General features: G+C 57.7%; 22 protein-coding genes. 15 read left to right on the plus strand and 7 right to left on the minus strand.

The genetic code is table 11. The features are described 5' to 3' along the window. The 10 genes from QN370_RS02250 to QN370_RS02295 all read left to right on the plus strand — a co-directional run bounded on the left by QN370_RS02250 (position 1) and on the right by QN370_RS02295 (position 14,428). Positions 1-939, plus strand: coding sequence for an ABC transporter permease (locus QN370_RS02250; RefSeq protein WP_322128819.1), 939 nt, complete (start codon positions 1-3; stop codon positions 937-939). 11 nt (positions 940-950) lie between these two features. Then, positions 951-2,093, plus strand: coding sequence for an ABC transporter permease (locus tag QN370_RS02255; RefSeq protein WP_322128818.1), 1,143 nt, complete (start codon positions 951-953; stop codon positions 2,091-2,093). An 8-nt stretch (positions 2,094-2,101) separates the two neighbouring features. Beyond that, positions 2,102-3,802 (plus strand): ABC transporter ATP-binding protein, encoded by a 1,701-nt coding sequence (locus QN370_RS02260; protein WP_322128817.1) that lies wholly within the window; start codon positions 2,102-2,104, stop codon positions 3,800-3,802. A 126-nt stretch (positions 3,803-3,928) separates the two neighbouring features. Further along, complete coding sequence (locus tag QN370_RS02265; RefSeq protein WP_322128816.1) at positions 3,929-4,702, plus strand: ferredoxin--NADP reductase; 774 nt, start codon at positions 3,929-3,931, stop codon at positions 4,700-4,702. A 353-nt stretch (positions 4,703-5,055) separates the two neighbouring features. Next, on the plus strand, positions 5,056-6,489 hold the full coding sequence (locus QN370_RS02270; protein ID WP_322128815.1) for a TldD/PmbA family protein: 1,434 nt from the start codon (positions 5,056-5,058) through the stop codon (positions 6,487-6,489). Then, entirely contained in the window at positions 6,489-7,811 is a 1,323-nt protein-coding gene (locus QN370_RS02275; RefSeq protein WP_322128814.1) for a TldD/PmbA family protein, read from the plus strand. The genes QN370_RS02270 and QN370_RS02275 overlap by 1 nt, the downstream gene beginning before the upstream one ends. A gap of 54 nt (positions 7,812-7,865) precedes the next feature. Beyond that, entirely contained in the window at positions 7,866-9,023 is a 1,158-nt protein-coding gene (locus QN370_RS02280) for an efflux RND transporter periplasmic adaptor subunit (protein WP_322128813.1), read from the plus strand. A gap of 2 nt (positions 9,024-9,025) precedes the next feature. Continuing rightward, complete coding sequence (locus tag QN370_RS02285; RefSeq protein ID WP_322128812.1) at positions 9,026-12,106, plus strand: efflux RND transporter permease subunit; 3,081 nt, start codon at positions 9,026-9,028, stop codon at positions 12,104-12,106. A gap of 75 nt (positions 12,107-12,181) precedes the next feature. Then, entirely contained in the window at positions 12,182-13,114 is a 933-nt protein-coding gene (locus QN370_RS02290; protein WP_322128811.1) for a leucine-rich repeat domain-containing protein, read from the plus strand. Between the two features lie 132 nt (positions 13,115-13,246). Continuing rightward, entirely contained in the window at positions 13,247-14,428 is a 1,182-nt protein-coding gene (locus QN370_RS02295) for a hypothetical protein (protein ID WP_322128810.1), read from the plus strand. Between the two features lie 31 nt (positions 14,429-14,459). Here QN370_RS02295 and QN370_RS02300 read toward each other — a convergent pair whose 3' ends face one another. The 3 genes from QN370_RS02300 to QN370_RS02310 all read right to left on the minus strand — a co-directional run bounded on the left by QN370_RS02300 (position 14,460) and on the right by QN370_RS02310 (position 16,122). Then, positions 14,460-15,323 (minus strand): mechanosensitive ion channel family protein, encoded by an 864-nt coding sequence (locus QN370_RS02300; protein ID WP_322128809.1) that lies wholly within the window; start codon positions 15,321-15,323, stop codon positions 14,460-14,462. A gap of 119 nt (positions 15,324-15,442) precedes the next feature. Beyond that, the gene (locus QN370_RS02305; RefSeq protein ID WP_322128808.1) at positions 15,443-15,781 is read right to left on the minus strand and encodes a CzcE family metal-binding protein; all 339 of its coding nucleotides are present in this window, start codon (positions 15,779-15,781) and stop codon (positions 15,443-15,445) included. A gap of 59 nt (positions 15,782-15,840) precedes the next feature. Next, positions 15,841-16,122, minus strand: a complete 282-nt coding sequence (locus tag QN370_RS02310) for a hypothetical protein (RefSeq protein WP_322128807.1) — start codon at positions 16,120-16,122, stop codon at positions 15,841-15,843. Between the two features lie 280 nt (positions 16,123-16,402). Here QN370_RS02310 and QN370_RS02315 point away from each other — a divergent pair, with 280 nt between their 5' ends. The 5 genes from QN370_RS02315 (at position 16,403) to QN370_RS02335 (ending at position 19,974) form a co-directional block, all read left to right on the plus strand. After that, positions 16,403-16,801 (plus strand): DUF393 domain-containing protein, encoded by a 399-nt coding sequence (locus QN370_RS02315; protein ID WP_322128806.1) that lies wholly within the window; start codon positions 16,403-16,405, stop codon positions 16,799-16,801. A 171-nt stretch (positions 16,802-16,972) separates the two neighbouring features. Continuing rightward, complete coding sequence (locus QN370_RS02320) at positions 16,973-18,040, plus strand: XRE family transcriptional regulator (protein ID WP_322128805.1); 1,068 nt, start codon at positions 16,973-16,975, stop codon at positions 18,038-18,040. Then, entirely contained in the window at positions 18,021-18,242 is a 222-nt protein-coding gene (locus QN370_RS02325) for a hypothetical protein (RefSeq protein WP_322128804.1), read from the plus strand. Before QN370_RS02320 ends, QN370_RS02325 begins: the two co-directional genes overlap by 20 nt. An 821-nt stretch (positions 18,243-19,063) precedes the next feature. Then, positions 19,064-19,453 (plus strand): TIR domain-containing protein, encoded by a 390-nt coding sequence (locus QN370_RS02330; protein ID WP_322128803.1) that lies wholly within the window; start codon positions 19,064-19,066, stop codon positions 19,451-19,453. Beyond that, a complete protein-coding gene (locus tag QN370_RS02335; protein ID WP_322128802.1) occupies positions 19,453-19,974 on the plus strand; it encodes a hypothetical protein in 522 nt (173 codons plus the stop codon). The genes QN370_RS02330 and QN370_RS02335 overlap by 1 nt, the downstream gene beginning before the upstream one ends. A 23-nt stretch (positions 19,975-19,997) precedes the next feature. Here QN370_RS02335 and QN370_RS02340 read toward each other — a convergent pair whose 3' ends face one another. From QN370_RS02340 to QN370_RS02355, 4 genes are read right to left on the minus strand one after another with little or no spacing between them, the layout of a single operon-like run. Then, entirely contained in the window at positions 19,998-20,507 is a 510-nt protein-coding gene (locus QN370_RS02340) for a hypothetical protein (RefSeq protein ID WP_322128801.1), read from the minus strand. After that, complete coding sequence (locus QN370_RS02345) at positions 20,504-20,941, minus strand: DUF5681 domain-containing protein (RefSeq protein WP_322128800.1); 438 nt, start codon at positions 20,939-20,941, stop codon at positions 20,504-20,506. Before QN370_RS02345 ends, QN370_RS02340 begins: the two co-directional genes overlap by 4 nt. After that, positions 20,938-21,135, minus strand: a complete 198-nt coding sequence (locus QN370_RS02350) for a hypothetical protein (protein WP_322128799.1) — start codon at positions 21,133-21,135, stop codon at positions 20,938-20,940. The genes QN370_RS02345 and QN370_RS02350 overlap by 4 nt, the downstream gene beginning before the upstream one ends. Positions 21,136-21,160: 25 nt before the next feature. Beyond that, a complete protein-coding gene (locus tag QN370_RS02355; RefSeq protein WP_322128798.1) occupies positions 21,161-21,934 on the minus strand; it encodes a hypothetical protein in 774 nt (257 codons plus the stop codon). Between the last annotated feature and the right edge of the window lie 2 nt (positions 21,935-21,936).

The following is a 21,936-nucleotide window of genomic DNA, read 5'->3' on the forward strand; positions in this document are numbered from 1 at the left end:
ATGACTTCCTACATATTGCGGCGCCTGTGGCAAATGCTGCCGACCATGCTGGGCGTGATCCTGCTGGTCTTCATGCTGTTCAACTGGGTGGGTGGCGACCCGGCCTACATCCTGGCCGGCAAGATGTCGAACGCCGAACAGATCGCCAACATCCGTACCCAGCTCGGGATTGACCAGCCGTTCTATGTGCAGCTGTGGATTTTCATCAAGCAGATCGTCACCTTCGATTTCGGCAGCAGCTGGAGCACCGGCGAAAAAGTCTCCAGCGTGATCCTGTCGCGCCTTGGCCCGTCGCTCACCGTGCTCATTCCACTGACCATTCTCGAAACTGTCATCGCCGTCGGCCTGGCACTGGGCATCGCCTTCGTGCGCGGCTCACTGACCGACCGCGCCGTGATGGTGGCCTGCACTGTCGGCATGTCGATCAGCATCCTGGTCTACATCATCGTGTTCCAGTACTTCTTTGCCTACAAACTGGGCCTGTTCCCGGTGCAGGGCTGGGGCGACAATTTCCTCGAAAACCTGTTCAAGTATTCGCTGCTGCCGATCATCATCGGGCTGGCCGTCAGCGTGGCACCGACGCTGCGGCTGTTCCGCACTTTCGTGCTCGATGAAGTCAATCAGGATTACGTGCGTACTGCGCGTGCCAAGGGCGTCTCCGAGCGTCGCATCCTGTGGGTCCATGTCTTGCGCAACGCGGCCATTCCGATCATCACGCACGTGATGTCGAACTTGCCGGCACTGCTGATCGGCGCCTTCCTGATCGAACGTTTTTTCTCGATCCCGGGGATTGGCCGCGAAGTCATCCTGGCCGTCGAGCGCAGCGACTTCCCGGTCATCAAGGCGATCACCGTCTATGTCGCCGCTGCCACGATGATCTTCAATCTGCTCACGGACTTGCTGTATCAGGCCGTTGATCCACGCGTACAACTGAAGTAGGAACCGGATTCATGGCTCAGATCGAATCACACGTTGCACCGCAAGTTTCGCCCGCGGTTTCGCCCGGACTATGGGTACTGGCATGGCGCAGGTTGCGCGCCGACACCGTCGCCATGGTGGCGCTGGCCATCGTGGTCGCTTACCTGGTGACGCTGGCGCTGTCAGCCACCGGAGTGGTCGCGTCCAACTGGGCCGATGAAGTCGGCGTCAATTACGCCCCGCCGACCTTCATGGGGCCGCAATCGGCTGCCGAACGCGGTGCCTCGCCAGCCGAACCAGGCTTGGCCGCACTGCCGCCGGAGAACCCGCTTGATCCGTTGAAAGACATCATCCGCACACTACGGGCACAAACCGCGTCGCGGCAACCGGTGATCGTCAATGACTACGGTATCCCCGATCCGATCGGTCCGGAGCTGGCCGAAGTACGGGCCGAACTGGCCAAGGGCGGTGCCGCCAAAGAAGTCGCTGAGCGCAAGCAGACATTGCCGTTCGGTGCCGACAAATGGGGGCACGACATCCTCCAGAAAACCATCAAGGGTGCTGAAACCTCGATCGTTGTCGGCCTCGTTGCGGCCTTGCTGGCGACCTTTCTTGGCACGATTTTTGGTGCGTTTTCCGGCTACTTCGGCGGCAAGGTCGATGACCTGTTCAACTGGTTTTACAGCATCTTCACGTCGGTGCCGTACCTGTTGCTGATCCTTGCGGTAGCCGCCGTGCTGCAGCAAAAAGGCGTCGTCACCATCGTCCTTATTCTTGGCCTGACCGGCTGGACCGGCACTTACCGGCTGATTCGCGCCGAGTACCTCAAGCACAAGAATCGCGAATATGTCTGGGCCGCCGACGCAATCGGCGCGTCACACATGCGCAAGATGTTCACGCACATTTTTCCGAACGTCAGCCACGTCGCGCTGGTGCAGGTCTCGATTCTGGTGGTCGGTTTCATCAAGGCCGAAGTGATCCTGAGCTTTCTGGGTTTCGGCGTGCCGGTCGGCACCGTCTCGTGGGGCAGCATGCTCAATGAAGCGCAGAACGAACTGATCCTCGGCAAGTGGTGGCAACTGGTGGCCGCGAGTGCCGCGATGGCGATACTGGTGACGGCGTTCTCGCTGTTTACCGACGCGTTGCGCGATGCGCTTGATCCGAAGCTCAAATAGGAATGACGATGACTACTCCAGTGACTGCACCTCTCCTCTCAGTAAAGAACCTGCGCGTCAGCTTTTATACCGACAAGACGCACAGCGTCGAAGCCGTCAAGGGCATCTCGTTCGACATCCCGCGTAATGCCACCATCGCGCTGGTCGGCGAATCCGGCAGCGGCAAGTCGGTCAGTTCGCTGGCCGTGATGGGTTTGCTGTCGCCCGACAATGCGATTGTCGATCCGGCCAGCGTCATCGAATTCGAGGGTCGCAACTTGCTGGCCATGTCGATTGCCGAACGACGCAACCTGTGCGGCAAGGAAATCTCGATGATTTTCCAGGAGCCGATGACTTCGTTGAATCCGGTCTTCACGGTCGGCTTCCAGATCGCCGAAGTACTCAAGCTGCACATGGACATGGATAACCGGCAGGCACGCGTGCGTACGCTGGCGCTGCTCGAAGAAGTCGGCATTCCATCGCCATCGACCAAGATCGACGACTACCCGAGCCAGCTCTCGGGTGGCCAGCAACAGCGCGTAATGATCGCGATGGCGATTGCCTGCGAACCAAAGCTGCTGATCGCCGACGAGCCGACCACCGCGCTCGATGTGACCATCCAGAAGCAGATCATCGACCTGCTCGACGCGCTGCGCAAAAAGCGCCAGATGTCGGTGCTGTTCATCACCCATGACCTCGCGCTGGTGGGCGAGATTGCGGACTCGGTCATCGTCATGCGGCATGGCGAAGTGCGCGAAAAAGGCGAGATCCATCAGATCTTTGAAGCACCGAAAGACCCGTACACCAAGGCGTTATTGCGCTGCCGGCCATCGCTCGACGAACGCCCGATGCGCTTGCCGGTGATCGCCGATTACCTCGAAGGCGATGGCGAACCGGCCGGTCTGCTCGAACAGCGCAGCCGTGGACTGACCGGCAGCGAAGACATCGTGCTCGATGTCCGTAACCTCGGCAAAAGTTTTTATACCCGCGAAGGCCTGTTCGGACGCAAGGAGTTCAAGGCCGTCAGCGATGTCTCGTTCAAGCTGGCACGCGGCAAGACGCTCGGTGTGGTCGGTGAATCCGGTTCCGGCAAGACCACGGTCGGCCTGACGCTGCTGCGTTTGCATCAGGCCACGTCGGGCCAGGCACTGTTCGACGGCAAGGATATTCTGGCCATGTCGAACAAGGAATTCATGGCCTACAAACGGCGCATCCAGATCATTTTCCAGAACCCGTATGCCTCGCTCAACCCGCGCTTCACCGTCGGCCAGATCCTGCTCGAACCGATGCAGATCCATGCGATCGGCCGCGACGACAAGGAGCGCGTCGGCCTGGCCTACGCGCTGCTGAAAAAAGTCGGTTTGCCGGAAGCCGCCTTCCATCGCTATCCGCATGAATTTTCGGGTGGCCAGCGCCAGCGCATTGCGATTGCGCGCTGCCTGACCCTGAAGCCCGAAGTGCTGGTCTGCGACGAATCGGTGTCGGCGCTCGATGTCTCGGTGCAGGCCCAGGTGCTCAACCTGCTGCAGGATTTGCAGGAAGAATTCAACATGAGCTACATCTTCATTTCGCATGACCTCGCGGTGGTCAAGTACATCGCCGATCAGGTCATGGTGATGAACCAGGGCAGCGTGGTCGAACTGGCCAATTCCGATGAGTTGTATCGCAATCCGCAGCATGCTTATACGCGCACCTTGTTGAGTGCGATACCGAAGGGGCTGAAGCACTGAGAAGGCCGACAAGGCACACATTCGCAACAGGTCGCGTATCATCTCGGCTCTACCGGACGGCAATGTTGAAATGTGGCGTGCCGACGCCGGAATCCCCTTTTTTACTAATTAGAGCCTTTATCTGTCATGAGCAATATGAACGAAGAGCGCGTGCTGAGCGTGCATCACTGGACCGACCGGTTGTTTTCCTTTACCACTACACGTAGCCCGTCGCTGCGTTTTTCCAATGGCCACTTCACGATGATTGGCCTGCGCATCAACGACAAACCGCTGCTGCGCGCGTACAGCATTGCCAGCGCCAACTATGAAGACCACCTGGAATTCCTGAGCATCAAGGTCGAGGGCGGGCCGTTGACGTCGCACCTGAAAAACATCAAGGTGGGCGATGCGGTGATCGTCGGTCACAAGCCGACCGGCACGCTGGTGGTTGATTATCTGTTGCCCGGCAAGCGGCTCTACATGCTCTCGACCGGAACCGGCTTGGCACCGTTCATGAGCATCGTGCGTGATCCTGAAATTTACGACAAGTTTGACGAGATCGTGCTGGTGCACGGCGTGCGACAGGTCGATGAACTCGCGTATCACGACATGCTGCTCGAACATTTGCCAAGCCACGAATTGCTCGGCGAAATGGTGACCAGCAAATTGCGCTACTACCCGACCGTGACCCGCGAGTCCTTCCGCAACACCGGACGCGTGACCGATCTGATCGAGAGCGGCAAACTGTTCACCGACCTCGGCGTACCGCCATTCGACCCGGCCGTCGATCGCGTGATGATCTGCGGCAGCTCGGAAATGCTGCGCGACCTCAAGGTCATTCTGGAGACGCGCGGATTCAAGGAAGGCAACACCTCCACGCCAGGCGACTTCGTGATCGAACGCGCCTTCGCAGAAAAGTAATAGCGCGCAGCGAGTGATCAGAACAATGAAAAGTAGGGTGCAATAACCGAAGGGAATTGCACCGATTGGACGAGATGCAGGATGCCGACGTAGGGTGGAATAACCGAAGGGCATTGCACCAAATGCACAAGATGCAGGATGCCGACGTAGGGTGCAATAACCGAAGGGCATTGCACCAAATGCACTGGGGTCGCAACGAGTCGGCTCCGCAATCCGCAATCAGGGTCAGAGTAATTTTCGCGATAAAGCATTGCGAAAAAAAACTCTGACCCTGATTGCTGCTGATGTAGTTTACGACCAAACTCCGTCGTTCTTCGTAACCTGTTTCCCTGACCATTCGAGGCATCACACTCATGTTCGACACGCTGCGCCACCTCTTCCACACCCTCATCCCCGCAGTCGACTTTTGCTCGCTGCGCCTTGTCGACGAATCAGGCGAGCAGATCACCGTCCGCCAGAACATCCTGCAACCGCTAACCACCACCATCGACCGCGGTGCCATGGTCACCATCATTCATCGCGGTGGCTACGGCTATGCCGCCACCAGCGATCTGAGCAGCGCCGGTCTGAAAGACGCGATTGCCCGCGCGCAGGCCTGGGCCGCTGCTAGCGTCGGGCGCTCGGTGGTCGACTATTCGCGCATCACGATGCCGCATCCGGTCGGCCGCTACACGACCGTTCCCAGCCCCAGCACCAATCGCAAGGACCTGATCGCGCTGCTGATGCAGGAGTCGCAGGCCTGCCAGATTGATGCGCGCATCGTTGACTGGTCGGCCTCGGTCGGCACCATCAGCACGCGCCAGTTGTACCTGACCAGCGGCGGTGGCGACCTCGAACAGCAGTTCCGCTACGTGATTCCGAACCTCTCCGTCACGGCCAACGAAGGTGCCGAAACGCAGACCCGCAGCCTCGGCGGCCAGTACAACGGCTATTGCCGGCAGGGTGGTCTGGAAGTGCTGGCCGATGCGAATTTTTATGGCAGCGGGGCGCGCGTGGCGAGGGAGGCGATTGCTTTGCTGTCCGCGCCAAACTGTCCGACCGGCATCATGGATTTGCTGCTGATGCCGGAACAGATGATGTTGCAGATCCACGAGTCGATCGGCCATCCGCTCGAGCTTGACCGCATTCTCGGCGATGAGCGCAACTTTGCTGGTACCAGCTTCGTCACGCTCGACATGTTCGGCACCTATGCGTACGGCTCGTCGCTGCTCAACGTGACCTACGATCCGACTCGCAGCGAGCAGTTTGCCAGCTACGGCTGGGACGACGAAGGCACTCCGGCCGAGAAGACTTACGTGATTCAAAACGGCATGCTTGAGCGTCCGCTGGGAGGCGCGATTTCGCAAGCCCGCGCCGATATTGACGGCGTCGCCAATGCGCGTGCCTGCAGCTGGAACCGCGCGCCGATTGACCGCATGGCCAACCTCAACATCGAACCCGGCAGTTGCTCGCTCGACACCATGATCGGCTGGGTCGAGCGCGGCGTGCTGATGGATACCAATGTCTCGTGGTCGATTGATGACTCGCGCAACAAGTTCCAGTTCGGCTGCGAAATGGGCCAGCTGATCGTCGATGGCGAGCTTAAGGGCCTGGTCAGGAATCCGAACTACCGGGGTATCTCGGAAACGTTCTGGCGCTCGCTCAAAGCGGTCGGCAGTGCCGCCACCGTCGATGTGATGGGCACGCCGTTTTGCGGCAAGGGCGAGCCATCGCAAGTGATCCGGGTCGGCCATGCGTCACCGGCCTGCCTGTTTGGTAATGTCGATGTGTTCGGTGGAGAAGCCTGATGAAAACTTATTTCTACCAACTGGCTGACTTTGTTGGTGCGCGTCTGCAGGGCAGCGAACAGTATCAATGCTGGTACTCGGCCGAAGCCTCGGACTTCGTGCGCTTCAATCGCAGCGCGATCCGTCAGAGTGGTCATGTGCGGCAAGCCGCGCTGACGCTGCACCTGATCGATGGCCGTCGCCACGGCTCGGCCACGGCCGCGCTGGCCGGTCATCTTGAAGCCGATAGCGCGACCATCGAACAACTGCTAGTGACACTGCGCGCGCAACTTCCTGATCTGCCGGAAGACCCGCATCTGCTGGTCGCCACCGAGGTCCATTCCACTGAATTCATTGAGCCGTCGCGCCTGCCGGATGCGGCAGTGATCGTCGATCAGGTACTGCGTGCCGCCAAGGGCGTCGACCTAGTCGGCATTCTCGCGATGGGTCCGATGATGCGCGGTTTTGCGAATGCGGCCGGGCAGCGCAACTGGCATCAGAGCGCTACTTTCAACCTCGGCTGGAGTCTCTATCAAAGTCGCGACAAGGCGGTCAAGTGTGCGTATGCCGGCAGCGACTGGAGCAGCCTTGAGTTCGCCGCAAAAATGCAGGAGGCGACCGCGCAACTGGCGATGCTGCGACGCACGCCGGTGACGGTCAAGCCGGGTGCGTACCGCGCGTTCCTGACGCCGACGGCGCTGCAGGAAATCATCGGCATGTTCAACTGGGATGGGCTGTCGGAGAAGTCGCTGCGCACGCATCAAAGCTCGCTGCGGCGCATGCGCGATGACGGCGTGCGCCTCAATCCGGCGATCACGCTGTGCGAAGACACGCTGGGCGGTGTCGCGCCGGGTTTCGGCGCTGACGGGTTCATCAAGCCGCCACGCATTGCGCTGATCGAGCAGGGCGTGCTGACTGGCAGCATGATCTCGCCACGCTCGGCGATGGAGTATGGGCTGGCCAACAACGGTGCCGGCAGCAGCGAAGCGATGGTGTCGATGGATCTTGCCGGTGGCACGCTGCCGATGGCCAATGCGCTGGCCGAACTGGGTACCGGGATTTTTGTCAGCAATCTCTGGTACCTGAATTTTTCGGATCGGGCCAGTTGCCGGATCACCGGCATGACCCGCTTCGCCACGTTCTGGGTCGAGGAGGGCGAGATCAAGGCACCGCTCAATGTGATGCGCTTTGACGAGTCGGTGTTCCGTCTGCTGGGCGACAAATTGCTGGCGCTGACCACCGAGCGCGAGCTGTTGATCGATAGCGATTCGTGGGGCGAGCGGGCCAACGGCAGTGCGCGCTTGCCGGGTGCGCTTGTGAAAGATTTCATGTTCGTGTTGTAATTCTTTGGCACGCGTATTCATCTCCCTATCCATTTCTGACCGGCCACAATAAAAATGAATAATGACCAGCCACTCCCGCCATCCAAACGCTGGATGCTCCCTGTTGCCATCGTTGTGGTGATTGCCGTCGCCGGTGGTGTGATGTCGATGCGTCCGGCCAAACCGGTCGTGCCTGAAAAGGTGGATACACCTGCCGTCATGGAGCTGGCCGCCGCCGATGTGTTCGCCGTGGTCGCACGCGACCTGCGCGTGCAACTGCCGATGTCCGGGTCACTGACCGCGCAGCAGCAGGCCATCGTCAAGTCCAAGGTGGCCGGCGAAGTACGCGAAGCACCGGTCGCCGAGGGTATCCGGGTACGCCGTGGCGAGGTCGTCGTGCGGCTCGATACGGGCGACCTGAAAGCCCGTGTCGGTGCGCAGGAAGGCGCGCTCGACGATGCCCGCGCCCGTCTCGCACTGGCCAGCAAGAACCGCGAAAACAGCAACGCACTCCTGAAGCAAAAGTTCATTTCCCAGAACGCACTGGATACTTCGCAGAACGGTGTCGACCTCGCCATGGCCGCCGTCAAATCGGCCAGCGCCCAGCTCGACATCGCCCGGCGCGCTCTCGATGACGCGCAAGTGCGCTCGCCGATCGACGGCATCATCAGCAAGCGCTACGTGCAGGCTGGCGAAAAAGCCGCGCCCGACATGGCGCTGTTCGCCGTGGTCGACCTGTCGCGACTGATTCTCGAAGCGCCGGTGCCGGCCAGCGAAATCCCGCGCGTGCAGGTCGGGCAGGGCGTGAGCTTTGCGGTCGACGGGTTCGGTACACGCCTGTTTGCCGGTGACGTGGTGCGCATCAACCCGGCAGCCGAACCCGGATCACGCGCCATCATCGTCTATGTTGCGGTGGCCAATGCCGATGGTGCGCTCAAGTCGGGCATGTACGCCAAGGGCGGCATCACGCTCGGCAAATCGTCGCTGGTGCCAGCCGTGCCGGTGGCGGCTTTGCGCAGCAAGGACGGCGTGACGACTGTCTTGCGCATCGACGGCAACAAGATTAACGGTAACAAGATCGTCGAACAGATCGTCCAGCCCGGCTTGCGCAACGAGGAGGAAGGCATGGTCGAAATCACCGATGGTCTGGCGGTCGGCATGCAGGTGTTGGCCGTCAGGCTCGACGGCGTCAAGGCCGGCACGCTGGTCAAGTTGCCGACTCCGAAAGGCTGATCATGTGGATCACCAAGGTCAGTATCCGCAACCCGGTCTTTGCGACGATGGTGATGGTGGCGTTGATGGTGCTGGGGCTGGCGTCGTACCGCAGCCTCGGCGTCGAGAAAATGCCGGACGTGCAGTTTCCATTCGTGTTCATCCAGGTACTGTATCCGGGCGCGTCGCCGGAAGCGGTCGAGAACGACCTCACCAAGCCGATCGAGAATGTCGTCAACACGGTGCGCGGCGTCAAGAAAATTGTCTCCAGTTCGTTCGAGGGGCGCTCGCTGACCTTCATCGAATTTGACCTGTCGGCCAACATGGATCACGGCATCCAGGAAGTGCGCGACAAGATCGCCACGGTGCGTGCGGCTTTCCCGAAAGACGCCAAGGAACCCTTCGTCGCCCGTCAGGAAGAAAACGCCCAGCCGGTCGCGACACTGACACTGACCTCGGCCAGCGGTGACATGCGTGCCTTGTCGACCTTGTCCGAACAGGTCGTCGTCAAGCGTCTGCAAAACGTCGCCGGTGTCGGCCAGGTCACCACCGGCGGCAACACCAGCCGGCAAATCCTGATCAATGTCGATCCGTCGCGCATGACCGCGCAAAACATCGGCATCGATGAAGTCCTGCGCGCGGTCCAGATCACCAATCAGGACATGCCAGCCGGAGTGATTAGCCGCGGGCCGTCGGAACAACTGGTGCGGGTCGAGGGCAAGATCAAGGACCCGCGCGCGTTCGGCAAGATCGTTGTGGCGCGGCGCGCCAGCGGTCCGGTATTTCTGGATCAGGTCGCCGACATCGTCGATGGCGAGCGTGAAGAAAGCTCGATCTCGCGCGTCAATGGCCAGCGCGCAATCAACATCAACATCACCAAGGTGCAGGACGCCAACATCATCGAAGTCGGCCTCGCTCTGAAAAAAGCTGTCGCCGAGATGGCCAACACTCTGCCCGCTGGCAGCACGCTGACCATCGTCAACGCCAATTCGGATTCGGTCGAGCGTCAGCTCGACGGCGTCAAGGCCACCATCCTCGAAGGCGCGGTGCTGACGATGCTCATCGTGTTCCTGTTCCTGCATTCGTGGCGCAGCACCATCATTACCGGCCTGACCTTGCCGATCTCGGTGATGGCGACCTTCATCGCGATGAAGGCGTTCAACTTCACGATCAATGCGCTGACCTTGATGGCGCTGTCGCTGTGCATTGGCTTGCTGATTGATGACGCCATCGTCGTGCGCGAGAACATCGTGCGGCACCTCGGCATGGGCAAAAGCCACAAGGACGCCGCCAACGACGGCACCAGCGAAATCGGCTTGGCGGTGATGGCAACGACGTTTGCGATTGTCGCGGTGTTCGTGCCGGTGGCCTTCATGGACGGCATCATCGGTCGCTTCTTTTTGCAGTTCGGGATCACGGTGACGGTGGCGGTGCTGGTGTCGCTGTTCGTCAGTTTCACGCTGGACCCGATGCTGTCCTCGGTCTGGCGCGATCCGGTCGAGAACCGTTTTCGTTATCTGCCGTGGCTGGGTCGGTTGATGGAAAAGATCGAGCACGGCATCGACCGGCTGCATGGGCGCTATGGTCGCGCGCTCGAATGGGCGCTGCGCTGGCGCAAGCTCACGCTGTTGTCAGCGCTGCTGCTGTTTATCGGCAGCCTCGCGCTGGTGCCGCTGATCGGTGGCGAAATGTTCCCGGAAACCGACGAGGGTTTCGTCACGCTCAAGTTCAAGACCGCGGTCGGTTCCAGCCTCGCCTATACCAATGAAAAAATTTATCAGGTCGAAACGGCGCTGAAAGACTTCCCGGAAATCGCCAGTGTCATCACCACCGTCGGCGGTCAGGATGGTGCCAACACCGCCGAAGTCAGCCTGAAACTGACCGACCGCAAAAGCACCGGACGGCGGCGTCAGAAAGACCTCGAAACGCTGATCCGCGCCCGCCTCAAACCGATTGCCGGACTCGACCTGTCGGTCGGATTCGAGAAAGCCATTTACATCGCCATCCTCGGTCAGGACATCGGCAAGCTCGATGTGGTGGCCAAACAGGTGATGCAAAAACTGGCCACGATCAAGGGCGTCACCGATCTCGAAAACAGCCTGGCCGCATCGACGCCATCGGTGGTCGTGAAGATCGACAACGAGCGCGCCAGCGACCTCGGCCTGACGCTGCAACAGATCGGGACTGCCCTGCGCCCGTTCGTGGCCGGCGACACCACCAGCTACTGGCTGGCGCAGGATGGGCAGAATTACGAGGTCAATGTACAGCTGCCCAAATCCGGACGTGAGCGCATCACCGACCTCGGCAATTTGTCGGTGGCCAGCAAGAACCTGACCGCCGATGGCCGCGTCATCATGGTGCCGCTGCGCCAGGTGGTCGAGTTCATCCCGGCGACCAGCCCGCAAGTGATCAAGCGGCAAGCGCTGCAACGTCGCGTCGGCATCTACGGCAATGTCGAAGGCCGACCAGCTGGTGACGTCAACAAGGAAGTGCAAGCCATCATCAAGACCATCGACCTGCCAGCCGGCGTGCGCTTCGATGTCGGTGGTCAGGCAGAACAAATGAAGGACATGCTGGGCGCGGCGGTCGCGGCATTGGGCATCGCGGTGATCTTCATCTATCTGGTGCTGGCTTCGCAATTCGGCAGCTTCCTGCAACCGGTCGCGATCATGGTGTCCTTGCCGCTATCGCTGATCGGCGTGCTGCTGGCGCTGCTGATCACGGGCAGCACGCTCAACATGTTCTCCATCATCGGCTTCATCATGCTGATGGGACTGGTGACCAAAAACGCGATCCTGCTGGTCGACTTCACCAACCATTCCCAGCTTGCCGGCCAGAGCCAGCACGACGCCATCCTCACTGCCGGACAAGTGCGTTTGCGCCCGATCCTGATGACGACAATGGCCATGATCTTCGGCATGCTGCCGATGGCGCTGGGCATCGGCGACGGCGGCGAATCCCAGGCCCCGATGGGCCGCGCGGTGATCGGCGGCGTGATCACTTCAACGCTGCTGACTTTGCTGGTGGTGCCGGTGGCTTATACGTATCTGGATGCGTGGGGGCGGCGGGCGAAGGGATTTTTTCGGGGAGCGGAAGTGGTTTGAGTGGCAGGTGGGGTTGGCGGTGTTGGCGGTAATGCAGGAAATGGCACGGAACTAATGGCATGAGCTCGTCACTTAATGCTGCTTCCCCCTGCACCGGTGCCTACCGGGTGGGCCGACCAACAACAGATAACCTTGATTGCCATGTTCAATAAACTGAATCGACTCTTCCGCCCTGCCACGCCTTTGGCGCAAAACCCTCGCGACAATATCGCACCGATCGCTTCTCCGTGTCCGGTAACAGCAGGACTTGACGCTGCGCCATTCCCGGTGCGTGCGAGACCGGCGCGGGATCTCAGAGGTGGATGGCACGCGTACACAGCACGTCTTGAGCAAATGAAAAAGGAGTTGAATGCGTGGGTCAAGGGCGGCCAGGAGGGTGAAAACCGGAAGGAGGCCAAGCAGCGCATCATCGCGTGTTTTCTGGAGAGAAAAACAGAATTATCACTCAAGCGTTTGCAGCTAAAGGCTTTGCCGGATTGCCTCGGCAACTTGACATCGCTGACAGCGCTGTATCTCGACGACAATCGCCTCACGGAACTGCCGCAGGGGATCGGCAAATTGACAGCGCTTGAGTCTCTGCGTGTCGCCCACAACCACCTCACGGAACTGCCCGAGTGGACCGGTAAATTGACCTCGCTGAAAAAGCTGTATCTCGACCACAATCACCTCAAGGAACTGCCCGAGCGCCTCGGCGAATTGACAGCGTTAGCAGTGCTGCACGTCGATGATAATCAACTCACGAAACTGCCCGAGCGTCTCGGCGAATTGACCTCGCTTGACGAATTGTTTGTCAAAAATAATCAGCTCAAGGAACTGCCCGAGTACATCGGCAAATTGCCCTCTTTGAAAAAGCTCTCTGTGGACGGTAATCCCTTGACTTTTTTGTCCGAAGAAATTCGCAACATGCGGGCATTCCTGAAAATGAACTGGTACCGATCTGAAAGCCAGAAAATGGCATTTGACCAACTGCTCTCGTCTCTGCCGTTCACTCGGCCTGCCGGCCGGTAGTCACCGCGGTATGTGGATGGATCCCTGTTAATGAAATGGAACCGTCGGTCGGGAGGCGTCACTTAATGTTACTTCCACATGCATCGGTGCGATCCGGGTGCAACCGGCCAACTCTATTGAATGACCATTGCCATGAACAACAGACTTGATAACGCTGCTTCGCTTCCAGATTCGTCTTCGGCATCGACCGTGCCTTGTCGCCGGACTGCACCGTATCCGCTGGTTATGCCGATGGTGGGCGGGGTGTCGGTGCGAAGCCGTTCGCACTCCAGGGCAATGAGCCGCGAGCAAATGGATAAGGAGCTCAATAAATGGGTGGCAGCAGGGCAGAGCCATGAACTCCGCAAGGAAGCGGCGAACCGCATGTTGACCTGTTTCCGGGAGAAGGGAACGGCATTGGATTTGGGATTTTTGCGCTTGAACACGCTGCCTCATTGCATCGCCGAATTGTCATCGCTGCAGTCGCTGGACGTCTCTTTTAATTCCTTGACGACGCTGCCTGACCATCTCGGCGGCTTGCTGCTGCTGCAAACGCTGGTCGTCTCGGGCAACCGTCTTACGACACTGCCTGAACGGATCGGTGGCTTGTTATCACTTCACACGCTGGACGCCTCGGACAATTCGATCACGGAACTGACCGACGATATCGGCGACTTGTTATCGCTGCACACGCTGGACGTCTCGGGCAACGAGCTGACGGTGCTGCCCGACCGCCTCGCTGAGTTGTCATTGCTGCGCACGCTGGTTGCTTCGGATAACGCGCTCACGAAACTGCCCTTCGGCATCGGCGACCTGGTATCGCTGCAATATCTGGATGTCTCGGATAACGCTCTTTCCGGACTCCCTGCAAGCTTTTGCAACCTGGTCTCGCTGTGCATCCTGGACCTCTCGGGTAACCAGTTCATGCAATTGCGCGATGGCGTCGGCAACTTGTCATCGCTTCATTATCTGGACCTCTCGGGCAATGCCCTGTCAAGCCTGCCCGACGGCATCGCCAACTTGTCATCGCTCCAGACACTGGACCTCTCGCACAATCATTTCACGCAATTAGCTGGCGGCCTCAGCGCTCTGTCGTCGCTCCGGTTACTGCGGCTTTGTAATAATCCATTGACCTGTCTGCCTGAACAATTCCGCACCATGCCCGCATTCCAGGCGCATGCCAGTAATCAGCACTATTTGCATCTGCCTGCCCAGCCCGCAGCCAGCCAGCACCGGGTCTGTACGCCAGCCCAGTTCCGTTCGCCATCGTCCTCCCGGTCCACGGCCGTTGATTGCTCGCCGCCGGTCAAGTCCATCACGACAAGCCATCGCTGACCACGGGTCACCGGCCACCGTGGGCCGGCACCTATCCCTCGGTCATCTCCGGTTTAGGTACGGTTTGCGGGGCATAGAAGTGATGCACATCGCGTTGTGGATACGGTATCGAGCAACCACCGGCTTCGAGTGCTTCCTTGCAGACCTGTACCAGATCAAGCTTGGTATCCCACCAGTCGCTGCGGCTGGTCCAGACCCGGAACATGATGTTGACCGAACTGTCGCCCAGCTTGTCGACCTTGATCAGCGGCGCTGGCGTCGCGAGAATGCGCGGATCGTCGGCAGCGACCTGCTTGAGAATGGCCAGTGCGGTGCCGATGTTGTCGGTGTAGGCGATGCCGTAGTCTTCGTGGATACGACGGATGTCATTGTCAGTAACCGAAAGGTTGACGATAGTCTGGCCCCAGATTTTGGAATTCGGAATGAAGACGGTCGGCCCTTCCACCAGGTGGCCCTTGCAGATGAAAAAGCCCACTGCATCGATGATGTAGACATCGCTCGCCAGCTGGACGACGTCGCCAATCTTGAACGGGCGGAAGAACAGGATCATCACGCCGGCGGCGACGTTGCTGAGCGTGCCTTGCAGAGCCAGACCGACCGCCAGACCGGCGGCACCGAGGACCGCAATGAGGCTGGTGGTTTCGATGCCAAAACGGTTGAGCACCGCCACCAGTGTGAAGATCAGGATCGCGACCCGGACGATCTTGCCGGGCAGATTGTGGAAGACCGGATCGATCCTGCTTGAGCGGCGCATCGTCCGATCGATCAGGCGCGCTACCCAGCCCGCTGCCAGGGCACCGATGACCAAGGTAGCGATGGCGCCGATGACATTGATGCCATAGCTGAGAAGGTAGCCGGTCAGGATATCGACGACGTGTTTGATTTGTTCGTTCATGAGTGCACTTTACGGACGATGACGACGAGCGCCGGACCAGCTCAGGGTGGCGTAATCAGTCGGTGGCGTCAACCTGCCATGCAACAGGCCCTCGCGCGGGCAGTCGTGTTTCGTTATCGTTAGTCGTCGGGGCCGAGGTACATCGGATTCGGCGCGACATACGCGATCACCGGATGCGCAAGCAGGCCCGGCGGCGCGACGCGCATCAGGTCGAAACTCGATACCTGCAACGGTCCGTCGAAGCTCCACGCGAAGGACTTGTTACCGGAGACGAAGCGGACGACTTCGCCGCCGGTGACGTTGACGTACTGCGTTCCCGGTGTCAGGAAAATGGTCTTGATAGCCGCCTCGGGCGGGGCTGCAATGCCGAGCAGGCTAAGCGGTTGTTCCGGAAAGGGCGTGGCGCAACCGGCCATCAGGACGGCGGCGAGCAGGAACGGAATGAGTCGGATGGGCATGGGGCTGGTCCTTGAATGCGGTTGAAAAAAGAGGGTGCCAGATTGGCTGGCAACGAGGGTCAGTGGCGACCGCCCCATCCGCCACCGTGACCGCCGTAGCCACCGTGACCACCGTGACCACCCCAGAACCCGAATCCGAAATCAATGCTCACCGGAGGACCAACATAGACAGGCTGCGGAGCCTGATAGTAGACGGGGCCGGAGGGGTAATAAGTCGGACCGGGTTGCGCATAAACCGGTTGCTCGTAATAGCCGCCGTAACCGGGCGGCGGACCATAGACAGCGCATCCCCCGAGCAAGGTCGCCACAGCCCCCAATAAAATCAATGAACGGTATTTCATGATGGATCCTTTTTCAACTCGCCAGTATAGAAATTGACTCCTTCGAGATCGCGCTATTTACGTTTCATTACAGTGTGCCGGATAAAGCTACTTCATGTTGCTCGAGCCTTTGCGTGCGACATCGCGTTGTAGTCGTCGCGCACTGTTGAGCCCGGGAGCGTTCTCGCAGCCGCCATGCTGTATGTCCTGTCTCGCCGTGCCCCGGCTTGCCAGCGTGCACGGCTTCGTACTAAGCCGAATTGCTTTACAGTGACGCCATCATAATCATCCGGCACCCAGCATGAACTCCTCTGTCAATGTCCCCGCACCGGTCAGTGTTTTTTTCGATGGCTCCTGCCCGTTATGCCAGCGCGAAGTACGCATGTATCAAAAAATCCCGTCATCCGTTCCGATTCAGTGGGTCGATGTCTCGTCCAATCTGCAGGACAACACGACCGGTCGCAGTTGCTCCGAACTGATGTCGCGGTTTCATGTCCGCACCGCGGACGGTACTGTTCTGAGCGGCGCGCGTGCCTTTGTCGCGCTCTGGTTGCTGTTTCCGAGCTGGCGCTGGCTGGGCCGGATCGGTTCGCTACCGCTGATGCCGACGATACTCGAAGTCGCTTACCGTGGCTTTCTGCTGATTCGGCCTGGCATCCAGTGGATTTTCAGAAAAATTTATCCTGATCCGAAGCCATAAAGGTAAGCACCATGCCGCAAGTTGCGGCGAATGGTTGCCAAAATCCGGGCTCTCGTAACGAGGAAGGCGGGTTGTAGAGCGGCGCGGGAATTTTAGCAGCGTGTTCTGGACTGAAGTTTACAAAAAACACTATAATTTAAAAAAATGTAAACCTTTCTAGGAGGAGCTGACATGATTGGTCAACGACTTTCCCGAGCTCGAAAAGCGGCTGGACTTTCGCTGCGTGACGCCGGTGCGCAGATCGGACTGACGCATGCGTCAATCAAAAAATATGAGGATGAGCAAGCTACGCCGACGTCGGCGACGTTGATCAAACTTGCCCGTGCGTTCAATGTGCGCACCGAATATTTCTTCCGTCCGGAGACGCTGGCGCTTGATGGCATCGAGTACCGCAAACGCAGTTCGTTACCAAAAAAGCAGCTAAAAGCCATTGAGCACGAAGTGATTGATCAGATCGAGCGCCGGATCGAATTGGAAAACTTATTCCCTGCGTCTCCTGTATCACCGTTTGCGCCGGTTCCTGGACTGCCTTCTCAAATCACCGATCCTGCGCAAATTGAATGTGTCGTCGAGACCGTGCGTAAGGCATGGGATTTGGGATATGGTCCTATCCTCGATCTGATCGACGTTCTCGAAACCCACGGCATTCGTGTTTTCCTGATCGATACGAATACAAATCAAAAATTTGATGGCCTGGCGGCGTCAGTCAATCAGATGCCCCTCATCGTCGTTGGCTGCAATTGGCCAGGTGACCGTCAGCGCTTTACGTTGGCGCATGAACTCGGTCATCTCATGCTGTCGGGTCTGCTCGCAGACGACATCGATGAGGAAATGGCGTGCAACCGATTCGCCGGTGCATTCCTGATTCCCCGAAAATCTGTCGAACAGGAACTTGGCGCACATCGTAATTATATTGAACCAAAGGAACTCGCCTTACTCAAGGAGGAGTTTGGCTTGAGTATGGCTGGAATCCTTTATCGCACGCGCGATCTCGGCATCGTCACACCGGCTTGGCGAGACGAGCAGGCCAAATTGTTCCGAATAAAGGGATGGCACCTCAAGGAGCCGGGAAAGCAATTCCCGACCGAGAAGGCGCATGTTTTCGAGCAGATGGTTTTTCATGCATTGGCCGAAGAGTATATCGGCGAGTCGAAAGCGGCGGAGCTGATGAAAATATCCTTGACCTCGTTCCAGACGGTTCGGTCTCTGGAGGGCGGCGATGCTGCTGCTCATCAGTGATGCAAATATCCTGATTGATATCGAGATTGGCGGGCTCGTCGCGCCAATGTTCAGTCTTGAATATCAATTCGCTGTTCCTGACGTTCTCTTCTACGAGGAGCTGGAAGAACAACATCACTACCTGCTTGACATGGGCCTCTCGGCCAGAGTGCTCGATGAGGAAATGGTGCAGCGAGTGATCGAGTTGGCTGCGGGTCAGTAATCAAAAACTGCTTTAAGACTGGAATTTTCAATGCGCTTATTTCCCTCGCGACAGGCGGGGAAAATCTTTCAACAACGGACGGAAGCTGAAAGCAGTGTCCCCAATCGTAGGTGGTGAAAACGTAAAAAAGCCCCTAAGTCGTTATTTACTTAGAGGCTTTTCCGGGCAAACGTTGAAGTGCTTTGCCATGTCTTTGGTGGGATAGGTGGACTTGTATATTGGCTCGAAACCCGCATGGATATTAGGATTTCGAAAATCCGTTTCGTAAAGTACCCGCACTAGTACCCGCAAAAAAATTTCCTTGAATGAATTCGCATCTTGCGCGCCAGCACGTCGAAAGCCGCATTCAGCCCGGCCGGTGATAATTTTCTATCGAATTATCGGCGGCCATAGTGTTTGCTTTGACGGTAGCGTTCCCGGCGGTCTTCGGTTGATTTTTAATCATCAGTTGGTCAGTTCGAAGCCGGCCGTCGGCACCAGAATAAAATAATAGCCTCAAGGGGTTACAGGCTTAGGTTTGGAGCCTTTTTTGCTTTTTGCTCGCTGTTCACCATGGGTACCCTCAGATACCCAAGTTTGATAAATGCTCGCAGCATATTTCTTACAAGTTACGCTCAATGTCAGCGCCAGCAGTCGGACAGTGGATCAACATCGCCGTCGGCCGAGTAGATAGCAATTTCCTACCAATCGAAATAAATTATCAATTTAGCATTTCATATTGCCAACTTATGTACATACTAGGGAACTGAAACCCTGAAACCCTGAAACCCTGAAACCCCGAAACCCCGAAACCCCGAAACCCCACTTACAAAGGAATCTACATGGCCCGTAAAAAAGTATTCGTTAGCTTTGATTTCGATAATGACGCTACGATTAAGATGCTATTGGTCAATCAGTCCAAGCTTGACGACACTCCCTTTGATATTTGGGACTCTTCGGTCAAAAAACACATGGAGGGCGACTGGCAAGACAAGGTAAAGGTCAAGCTTCGGAACGTAGATATCGTGTGCGTTCTGTGTGGCGAAAAGACGCATACAGCCAGTGGGGTAGCCATCGAACTTCAAATTGCTAAAGAGCTAGGGAAGCCGTATTTTTTGCTGAAGGGCTACAAGGAACGTAATTGCAAAAAGCCAACATCTGCCACTAGCACTGACAAGATATACAGCTGGACGTGGGAAAACTTGAAGGCCCTGATTCACGGGGGGCGTTGATGGCAATTGACCATTCAACGCTGTGGAATGAAATACCCGAAGGGCAAACTTACCCGCACAATGAAAAATGGTACTCCCACCTTCTCGACCAATACAAAATGTATGTCGAAATGGCAGACCGCATCAGTCAGCGCCGCACCACTGCCAATTCGTATTTCCTAAGTGTCAACACAGCGATTCTCGCCTTCGTTGGCTATCTGACATCAAAGGACAGCGTTGATTTCTTGTGGTTGCTGGCAGTGGCAGGTGGAACACTCACGATACTTTGGTACTCGATCATCATCGCCTACCGGAATCTAAACACAGCAAAATGGGGTGTTGTACATGAGATTGAAAAGCGACTTCCAATCAGCCCATACGATGCAGAGTGGGAAGCGGTGGAGCGGGGCACAAACTCGAAACTCTATCGCCCAATTTCCGAGATTGAAAAAGGCGTACCGTATGTGTTCTTTTTTTTGCACTGTGTCGTCTTCCTCAAAAGCTTTCCTTGGCCCACGGTCAAGTATTGGCTTAACTGCTGACACCGCAAAGCAATTCGGCTTACTTACATACCGCACCCAGTCGGACCAGTGCCAGCAGCGCCAGCAATCATTGTGCTAATTTCAATTTTGGTCGCATCGTCGCTTTTTGTCTCAGGAACGATTGGAGTAAAGCGCGAAGCCGTCGCTAATTCTCTAGCCGTTTGTGCGTCAAACCCAAAGTTTGCGGCGGCGTCATCAAGCGCTTCATCGCAAGCTATCAATCGGGCTTCTGCTAATCGTAAAGCGCACAATCCAGAGATGTGGTCAGCGTCGCTTGAAGACAGCGTCAGGGCAGCCATAGCGCGCACATGGTCACACATCAACCGCCAATGAAAAACGCCCCAGTATTGCGTTATTGACTGAAGCCAAATGATTGTTTCGCCAAATTCGATCACAGGCACTATTCGAGATTCGTACATAACAGTCGTCGCAATTTTTTTGGCTTCCTGCGGGTCGTCTTTCATCAAGCCCCATACGATGATGGCGGCAGTCGATGGTTTGAGGCGCGGGTAAATACTATCGGTGGTTTTCATTGTTTTCCTTGGATTTTCAAAGCGACTTCAATCAAACATATTCTTTTCGCCATTTCGTCGGCATCTATCAGCTTGAGCATCGCACCGATGGCACCCAGTAGCAGCGCACCTTGCCCGGGTGCAATCTCACCAGCGGCCACGGCATCTAGTACGGCGCGGCCCTTCTCAGTAAGAGTATCGCCCGGCATGTGCAGGACTTGCGGCAGCTCTGCGGCTTTCAGTGGTGCCACGGCGCGCTCAAGTAGCAAGCGTGCGGCCCCAACATCGCCAGACAGTGCGCTAACCATCAAGGCGTCGAGCAATTCGGGCAAGCGCGATGAAATGCGCGCACGGATTTTTGATACTTCTCCGGTTCCCTGCTTGCGTCCAGCAGGATTTCCGCTCGTCCCCGGCGGCCACCCGCCCGGCGGCTTTTTCGTTTGATTTGTCGTCATTGCAAATGTCCTGCTTTTACAGAAGCCCGGCAGCGACTGGCGGCGGTAGCGGTAGCTGGTGCGGCGTTGTTCTGCGCCGCCGTTGGATGCGGTGCGGTTCGCGGCTGGTCGATGGCTCGGGTTCGGCTGGCGGACTGTTCGCCGGCATGACGCGAATGGGCGTTCTCGATGTTGGACCTGATCAGTTTTTGCATGTGATTTTCTCTTGTGTGCGGTTGATCAATGGAAGATGGTCGGCGGCAGTCGCGGCCACGCTCTCGCACCCCTTGCGCTGCCTATGGATGGCAACATGTAAAGGTGTCCAGATTCTGAACCATGCCGCCCCGATTTTTTCTTGCCGTCGAAAATGGTCGGCGAGCCAGCATTGACAAGGCTTGCGACGGATTTGTCGGCGGTATGGCATAGCTCATTTAATGAACTGTCATAACCCGGCATAGTTCGCGGATTGAACCGGAATGGTTCATTTAATGGACTGGAATTGTTCATTAAATGAAGCTTGGATGCTCCTTTTTCGGCCTTTGCCTTTTGGCTATTTGGATGATCCGGGCGCTTCGCATCGGTGTGCGCTTGGTCGATTTCGGCCGTGGCGTGGGCGACCGTGCGAAACCGTTGGTAATCGTGCGTAGCCTTCGATGCGCTCACACCCTTATTCGGAAATGAATAAGAGGCTTCGTCAGTGAATCGGTACAAACAGCACTCTTTGCCTTGGTGAGTGAGTCCGCCCGTTTTCCGTGTCCATGCGATCAGGCCGGCAGCAAGTAGCGCCCGTACCGACTTCGCTATCGTCGTCGGTGACTTGAAACCATGGTGGCGCAGTGTGCTTAAGGTGGCGTCTATGTTGCCGTTATTGCTGCCGGTCAGTTGGCGGCGCATGGCGATCCAAACGCTCATTTCTACGTAACCAAGCGCCTTCCATGCGTTGCTATCAATGACGTGCCAATACAGACGGACGTGTCCGCCGCGTGGGTCTTTTCCCTTTTTTGAACTCGCCATGG

Origin of the sequence: Actimicrobium sp. CCI2.3 (assembly GCF_035019065.1) — a bacterium.
Taxonomy (GTDB): Bacteria; Pseudomonadota; Gammaproteobacteria; order Burkholderiales; family Burkholderiaceae_D; genus Actimicrobium.

Excerpts from the sequence above, each read along its gene's own strand:
- QN370_RS02320 (WP_322128805.1), top strand. The coding sequence starts at position 16,973 with ATGATTGGTCAACGACTTTCCCGAGCTCGAAAAGCGGCTGGACTTTCG.
- QN370_RS02325 (WP_322128804.1), top strand. The coding sequence starts at position 18,021 with ATGCTGCTGCTCATCAGTGATGCAAATATCCTGATTGATATCGAGATT.
- QN370_RS02295 (WP_322128810.1), top strand. The coding sequence starts at position 13,247 with ATGAACAACAGACTTGATAACGCTGCTTCGCTTCCAGATTCGTCTTCG.
- QN370_RS02260 (WP_322128817.1), top strand. The coding sequence starts at position 2,102 with ATGACTACTCCAGTGACTGCACCTCTCCTCTCAGTAAAGAACCTGCGC.
- QN370_RS02255 (WP_322128818.1), top strand. The coding sequence starts at position 951 with ATGGCTCAGATCGAATCACACGTTGCACCGCAAGTTTCGCCCGCGGTT.
- QN370_RS02290 (WP_322128811.1), top strand. The coding sequence starts at position 12,182 with ATGCTGCTTCCCCCTGCACCGGTGCCTACCGGGTGGGCCGACCAACAA.
- QN370_RS02335 (WP_322128802.1), top strand. The coding sequence starts at position 19,453 with ATGGCAATTGACCATTCAACGCTGTGGAATGAAATACCCGAAGGGCAA.
- QN370_RS02275 (WP_322128814.1), top strand. The coding sequence starts at position 6,489 with ATGAAAACTTATTTCTACCAACTGGCTGACTTTGTTGGTGCGCGTCTG.
- QN370_RS02280 (WP_322128813.1), top strand. The coding sequence starts at position 7,866 with ATGAATAATGACCAGCCACTCCCGCCATCCAAACGCTGGATGCTCCCT.
- QN370_RS02345 (WP_322128800.1), bottom strand. The coding sequence starts at position 20,941 with ATGACGACAAATCAAACGAAAAAGCCGCCGGGCGGGTGGCCGCCGGGG.
- QN370_RS02305 (WP_322128808.1), bottom strand. The coding sequence starts at position 15,781 with ATGCCCATCCGACTCATTCCGTTCCTGCTCGCCGCCGTCCTGATGGCC.
- QN370_RS02300 (WP_322128809.1), bottom strand. The coding sequence starts at position 15,323 with ATGAACGAACAAATCAAACACGTCGTCGATATCCTGACCGGCTACCTT.
- QN370_RS02350 (WP_322128799.1), bottom strand. The coding sequence starts at position 21,135 with ATGCAAAAACTGATCAGGTCCAACATCGAGAACGCCCATTCGCGTCAT.
- QN370_RS02285 (WP_322128812.1), top strand. The coding sequence starts at position 9,026 with ATGTGGATCACCAAGGTCAGTATCCGCAACCCGGTCTTTGCGACGATG.
- QN370_RS02315 (WP_322128806.1), top strand. The coding sequence starts at position 16,403 with ATGAACTCCTCTGTCAATGTCCCCGCACCGGTCAGTGTTTTTTTCGAT.
- QN370_RS02265 (WP_322128816.1), top strand. The coding sequence starts at position 3,929 with ATGAGCAATATGAACGAAGAGCGCGTGCTGAGCGTGCATCACTGGACC.
- QN370_RS02310 (WP_322128807.1), bottom strand. The coding sequence starts at position 16,122 with ATGAAATACCGTTCATTGATTTTATTGGGGGCTGTGGCGACCTTGCTC.
- QN370_RS02330 (WP_322128803.1), top strand. The coding sequence starts at position 19,064 with ATGGCCCGTAAAAAAGTATTCGTTAGCTTTGATTTCGATAATGACGCT.
- QN370_RS02270 (WP_322128815.1), top strand. The coding sequence starts at position 5,056 with ATGTTCGACACGCTGCGCCACCTCTTCCACACCCTCATCCCCGCAGTC.
- QN370_RS02340 (WP_322128801.1), bottom strand. The coding sequence starts at position 20,507 with ATGAAAACCACCGATAGTATTTACCCGCGCCTCAAACCATCGACTGCC.
- QN370_RS02250 (WP_322128819.1), top strand. The coding sequence starts at position 1 with ATGACTTCCTACATATTGCGGCGCCTGTGGCAAATGCTGCCGACCATG.
- QN370_RS02355 (WP_322128798.1), bottom strand. The coding sequence starts at position 21,934 with ATGGCGAGTTCAAAAAAGGGAAAAGACCCACGCGGCGGACACGTCCGT.